The following is a 5,965-nucleotide window of genomic DNA, read 5'->3' as shown; positions in this document are numbered from 1 at the left end:
AGACCGGGGCATTCATCGCCAACGGCACCCGGCTCACCCTGACCGGGATCAACCCCGACGGCTCCGCCGTGGCCCGCAACGAGACCACCGGGGGAGCGGTGACCCTGGACCCGGACTACCTCGCCTCCTCCACCGAGCTCGGCTACGCCACCACCGCACACCGCTCCCAGGGCGTCACCGTGGATTCGGCCCACGCCGTGGCCAAGGCCGGACTGTCCCGGGAACTGTTCTACGTGGCCATGACCCGCGGCCGTGAAGCGAACCACGCCTACGTCGACTTCGGGGTCGATCACGAGGCACATTCCCCGGACGAGTGGGGGTTACTCACCGAGACCCCTCCGGCTGAGCGTCCGGCGATCGTCCTCGAGGGCGTCCTCAAACGAGAATCCGCCGAGCACACCGCCCACGAGGTCCGCGACCAACAACGGGCCTGGGCCAACGACTTGGGGCGGATGGTCCACGAACTCGACTACCTGCACTGGTCCGCCCGCTCCGCCCGCACCCACGACTGGGTACAGCAGACCTACGGGGACGATCCCGAGACCGTCGCCCGGCTCACCGAGGCGGCGACGTGGCCCCAGCTGGTTAAGGCCGACCCCGCTCTCCACCACCACGGCGAAGCCAGTACCGAGGACGCAGTACCGGCGATCCTGGCTCGCTGTCTTCCACGCACCGAGGACGCGCCACTATCCATGCCCCTGCAGCAGCCCGAGACTCAGCGCGAGGTCACCGCCGAGCTCGTGGCCAGCATCCGCCACGAGCTCGACGGCCGGCTGGACCGGATCGAGGCCGACCCACCCGCCTGGTACGACGAACTCGCCCAACACCACCCCGACCCGGCCGATCGCCGTACCGCGGCCGCCGACGTCCTCGTGTGGCGGGCCGTGTCCGGACAGGACGACGCCGACACGCCCTTGGGCAAGGCCCCCAACGAGAAGGACAACACCGCCCGCTACCACCACGCCGCCGACTCCGCCTTGAACCCTTCCGCAGAAAACCGAACGGATGGCTGCGACGCGCGCCACGAGGCACTGGTGTCGGGGCTGTCGGACAACTGGATCAACCTCAAACCCGCCCGCACTGACCCGCATCCTGCCAAGGAGCAAGTCATCCAACCCACCCCGAACCGCGACCGTGAGGACTGGGAATGGGAGAGGTGACCGTGAAAACTCAGGAGTTGTTCCGGTGCGGGCCAGCTGCCTCAACGCGGCTAAGATTCGCCTGTGTCGACGCATCATAAAGAGTCCGAAGTCAGAGTCGGGATGACAGCACTAGGGGCGGTCATGACCGTGGCGTCTACACTCCTCACTCTGTCTGCACTTCTTTCTCCGGAATGGCAAGAGCGATACACGAAATACGGGGTTCTGGGATGGATCCTCGTAGCTGTCCTCGGTCTTGTCATCGTTGTTGGCTCCGCCATCTGGGCGAGCCGCAACAGCAAGACGGTCCGCGGCTTAAAGGCGAGCCACACGATGAGCATCGAGGCGCTACAGACAGCCCACAATGAGAAATTCACAAGTCAAGCAGCGGCCCATCAACGGGACGTCGAAGACTTGAACGAAGCACACCGCTCGGTGCTTGAGGGGCGGACGGCCGCCCATCAGAAAGCTGTGGAGGAGCTGAAGACCTCACACTCCAAGATTGTCCAACAACGGTGGGCGGCCTATAGCAAGGCACGAATGGAACAAGAGGAGTCCCACGAACGACAGATCCGGTCTTTGGAGTCCGATCATCATAAAAAGCTAGCTGAACAAGACGAATCGCACTCTCGGGTACTCGCAGAACAAGAGCAAACGCACGCCAGAATGCGGGCGGAGCAAGAGCAATCATTCGAAACCCTCCTCAACGCGGATCCTCGCACCCGACAATGCGCGGCAGATGTACTACTGGTTGAGCAGCGGCTGGAAGGAATCATGTCCGGCGGAAGCCTTCGCGAGGCATTAGAGGTCGTGCTTCCCCAATACTTCTCCAGAGAGCTGAGAGATGGCCTCGATCAGCTGGCATACAAACTCAAGGATCGCACAAAGAAGATATTCGACCCCGCTCTCAAGGCGGCTTTTGAAGAACTCGTTGCTTCATTCGAAGACTATTGGGATCACCTGAATCCCTGGTTAGATGAACCCCCACAGAGGGCAGGCCAGGCCGACCAGTTAGAGGTTGCAAAAGTAGATGTTTTGAATTGGCCCGGGGATACAGACTATGACCGATGGAAATATCGAGATAATTTTATAAAGTCATTGCCATCTCGACGACAGAAGTTCTTGAATAATGTCGACGAAGTCACCTCGATTCTCTATTCTCTCCGAATAGAAGCGGGGCTCCCAGGAGATGGCCACTAACCCTCTTGTGCGAATGTCTAGCAAGTCAAGGGTTGCAAGACGTCTCATGGATGCATCCGTGAGCGCAGGAGCAGGGCGCGGATTTCCGGGCTTGCGCCCCACCAAAAAAGTCTCGCAACTATGCATCGCAACTCCTCGGCTAGAACCGTGTATTCAACATTGGTTGCGAGACACTCAGGGTGGCCATGGGCAAGCTCATTGGTGTCAGTTTTAAACGTCGACGGCACGGATCTCAGGAAGCGACAGCACGAGAATGCGGGCCTCCGGACCCGGTAACAACGAAGCGCAAAGCCCCCGGCCCCCTGAGGGGCCGGGGGCTAGTTGGTTGCGGGGGCAAGATTTGAACTTGCGACCTCCGGGTTATGAGCCCGGCGAGCTACCGAACTGCTCCACCCCGCGTCGGAACAGTCAACCCTACAGGTCTATCGCAGGCGTCCAAACCTATGGCCCCTTCTGCATGAGGCACTACAGGGTGCCCAAAAATAGTGTTCCGTTCACGGATCGTCTTACGGGACTTCCGGGTGCGTGCCGTTGAACCCCCAGCGGCCACACCTCCTCGATGCCGCGAGACCGGGAACAACGCCCGTGTGCTCCGCTCGAGTGTCGCGCCCAGCGACCTGCTCGCTGCAGTTATACGCGTTTCCTCCCAGTCGGGCCCGGACAGGTATTTCCCTTGAGGAACGTTCGGAGTCAGGCTGAATGCACTCAGCATGAGTTGCATCACATGTGATGCCTCCTGGGTTCGAGAATTGCCCCCTTCCGCAGAAAAGTGACCTCCGTGAGTAACCGCACTTACAACGTTCAGGACGTTATCGATAACACCCCAATGGGGGCCAAGCGGTGGGCTGTCGTCGTCCTGTGCTTCGTGATCGCGTTGTTGGACGGTTTTGACACCCAATCCATCGCCTTCATCAGCCCGGCCATCGCCGACGACTTCGGTCTCCAGGCCGCCGACATGACCTGGGCCATCACGGCCAGCACCATCGGCATGGCCCTGGGCGCCATCACGCTGGGCACGTTCGGGGACAAGATCGGGCGCAAGAAGACGATCTTGGTGGCGCTGGCATTGTTCGGCGCATTTTCCCTAGCCGGTGCGTTCGCGCAGTCAATCGAACAGATTGTGCTCCTGCGCTTCCTGATCGGCCTGGGCATGGGCGGAGCCACACCGGCCCTGTTGGCGCTCACCGCGGAGTTCAGCCCGAAGAATCGGCGGGGAACGTTCATGACGCTGGTCCTGCTGGGCCTGCCCGGTGGTGCCCTCATCGGCGGCCTCGTGGCGGCGGCGTGGCTGCCGATGGTCGGCTGGCGCGGCATCTTCCTGATTGGTGGCGTGCTGCCGCTCCTGCTTCTACTTCTCTGCCTGAAGGTTCTGCCCGAGTCTCCCGTGTTCTTGGCCACCAAGGGCACCGTCTCGGCCGATGCTCAGGCCCGCAGGATCATGTCCAGCATTTCCGGTCAGCAGGTTGAGGCCGACGCAGTACTGGTCACGGAGGACAAGAAGGAGGAACGCGGCTCCGTTAGCGCGCTCTTCTCTTCCCAATACCGCAAGGTCACAGTCGCCGTGTTCGCCACCTACCTGCTGAATTGGATCGCTTGGTATCTGCTGCTGCTCTGGATGCCTACCGCTTTGAGAATGCTGGGACTGGCGTATTCGCAAGCGGCCATGGGAACGGTGACCGTCAACGGCGCATTCATCTTGTTCGCCATCCCGCTGTCCGTGCTGCTGCCCAAGGTGGATGCTAGGAAGCTCCTGCTGGCCATGTTCGCCATCGGCATCCTGGTAGCTCTGGGACTGGGCCTTGCAGGACCCAATTTCTCTCTGGTCTTCATCCTCATCGCCTTGGCAGGCCTGGGGATCGGTGGGCCGCAGCTGGCACTGAACTACCTGATTGCCAATGCCTATCCCACCCAGCTCCGAGCTACCGCCACCGGATGGGGCATCGGCATCGGCCGGCTGGGATCGATTGTCGGTTCGGCCCTGGGTGGATTGATCCTTACGGGACTGGGAGTATCTGGCTACTTCATGGTCCTCGCTATTCCGCTGGCCCTCGCGGCTGTGGCCACCTTGATGGTCCGATCCTCTCGTGCGGCATCCGCCCTTCCCGCCGCTACACCGGCTGCTACCAGCGAGCCCGCCGGCACCCGCTGACGCGAACGAGAAATGCCCAGCGCCCTTTCTTCGGAAGATGACGGCCATAGGGCCCAAGCCACAGCAACCGTTTGATTCCAAACATTGTTGTCGATTTCTGAAGTCGACGGCACGGATGTCAGTAGTGTTCTTCACTGCTCGCACAAGTGAAATGGACACTGCGCCGCAAGGGGATCCCCTTCCGGAGCGGCTTGTGCAGTGTGCCCGGGCATGCCCGGGTGGCGGTTCCGACGCGGATGCGGAACCCGGGGGTGGAACGTGACACCGGGCCATCTCCACGACCCCGAGGGGGGTGGCCGCTACGCTTCCTCGAGTGACTGAGGAATCTGAGACCCCGCAACGGCCGCCGTGGTGGTTGACCGCACTGGGCCCCGTGGGGCTGGGATTACTCTCCGGACTCGGTTACGCGTTCATTCCGTGGCTGGCCGCAGACATGCCGGACCTGTCCACGGCCGGGCGGTTCTGGTCCCCGGTGGTGGCCGGAGTCGTCATATCGGTCGTTCTGCAGGCAGGCCGCTGGTGGCTGCAACGCAAGGACGCCCAACACCGGGACGAGTCGGCGGTGACGATGGTGCGGCTCACCGGGTTGGTGGTGATCGCGGCGGCCGTCATCGTGCTGCTGCTGGACCCAGACTCGCTGTTCCTGCTAATGGGGGTGCCGGTCGTGGCCGGCCTGGTCGCTCTCGGGCTCCGACGACCATCTGTGCCCGCCGAGAACCGAAGACTTGGCCTGTACTGTGCCTGCGTACTGTGCCTCGCGCTCTGTGTCCTGACGATCGTGAGAGCGCTGACACCCGTCTCCTAAACGGATACGCCCAGCCACAGATCATCCCAGGACTGTTCATCCAACCCGTAAGGCGATCCCCTCGAGGCCCTAGCGGTCGTCACGGGTCCCGGACTGTCTTGAGAAGCACCGTTCACTGCGACCGTCGCACCCTGTGCACGGAAGGACTGGCATTTGAGGCAGTGGGAGCGGCGGCCGGGGGTTGAGGCCGTCGGGCGGGATAATGCTTCACATGTACCGCGCTATTGCCCTTCGTGGGCCCCGCTTCGCGCGGATCGGCTTGAGCGTCAGCCTTCTCGTTCTGTTGTGCTTGGGCGGGATGCGCCTTCTCATCCATGACTGGCCACTGGCGATGGTAGTAACTGTCTGTGCCTTGCTCATCGGATCGATGATGTTCGGGGTCTTAGTGAGTCGTAGCTTGGTGGATTTCCGGGGTGAGATCACGGATGACTTCGGAAGGCGAATGTTCCGGACCGCTCTCCTGATGTCCTATGGGTGGGCCGCCACCGACATCGCATCCCTCACTTTGGCAGTGACTTCGATGCAGTAGAGCAACGCAGTCGCGCGTTATACGGCCGGGGCGTCAAGACACCATCGAGACTCACAGCTCTTCTTCTACGAAGGCTAGGAGCCGGTGCCTCTAAGTAAGTGTTGGGAAAGTGCTGGTGGCCCTTCCGGGTGCGGGGCCCTGGG

General features: G+C 62.0%; 4 protein-coding genes and 1 tRNA gene. 4 read left to right on the top strand and 1 reads right to left on the bottom strand.

Features of this window, described 5'->3' with window-relative positions:
* Both Q0283_RS00055 and Q0283_RS00050 read left to right on the top strand, forming a co-directional pair.
* Nucleotides 1–1,160, top strand: a 1,160-nt coding sequence (locus Q0283_RS00055; RefSeq protein WP_298041851.1) for a helicase C-terminal domain-containing protein, incomplete at its 5' end; no start/stop codon positions are given.
* Nucleotides 1,161–1,223: 63 nt separating this feature from the next.
* Entirely contained in the window at nucleotides 1,224–2,339 is a 1,116-nt protein-coding gene (locus tag Q0283_RS00050) for a hypothetical protein (RefSeq protein ID WP_298041849.1), read from the top strand.
* Nucleotides 2,340–2,661: 322 nt separating this feature from the next.
* Here the strand turns inward: Q0283_RS00050 and Q0283_RS00045 are convergent.
* Nucleotides 2,662–2,738 (bottom strand) — tRNA-Met (locus tag Q0283_RS00045).
* A 379-nt stretch (nucleotides 2,739–3,117) separates the two neighbouring features.
* Between Q0283_RS00045 and Q0283_RS00040 the strand changes: the two genes are divergently transcribed.
* Together Q0283_RS00040 and Q0283_RS00035 are read left to right on the top strand one after the other, a co-directional pair.
* On the top strand, nucleotides 3,118–4,488 hold the full coding sequence (locus Q0283_RS00040) for an MFS transporter (protein WP_298041848.1): 1,371 nt from the start codon (nucleotides 3,118–3,120) through the stop codon (nucleotides 4,486–4,488).
* A 313-nt stretch (nucleotides 4,489–4,801) separates the two neighbouring features.
* Nucleotides 4,802–5,293 (top strand): hypothetical protein, encoded by a 492-nt coding sequence (locus Q0283_RS00035; protein ID WP_298041846.1) that lies wholly within the window; start codon nucleotides 4,802–4,804, stop codon nucleotides 5,291–5,293.
* The last annotated feature ends 672 nt before the right edge of the window (nucleotides 5,294–5,965 follow it).

Origin of the sequence: uncultured Citricoccus sp. (genome assembly GCF_937871995.1) — a bacterium.
GTDB lineage: Bacteria > Actinomycetota > Actinomycetes > Actinomycetales > Micrococcaceae > Citricoccus.
Note: the sequence above shows the minus strand (reverse complement) of the source record. Positions and strands in the feature narration are given on the sequence as shown.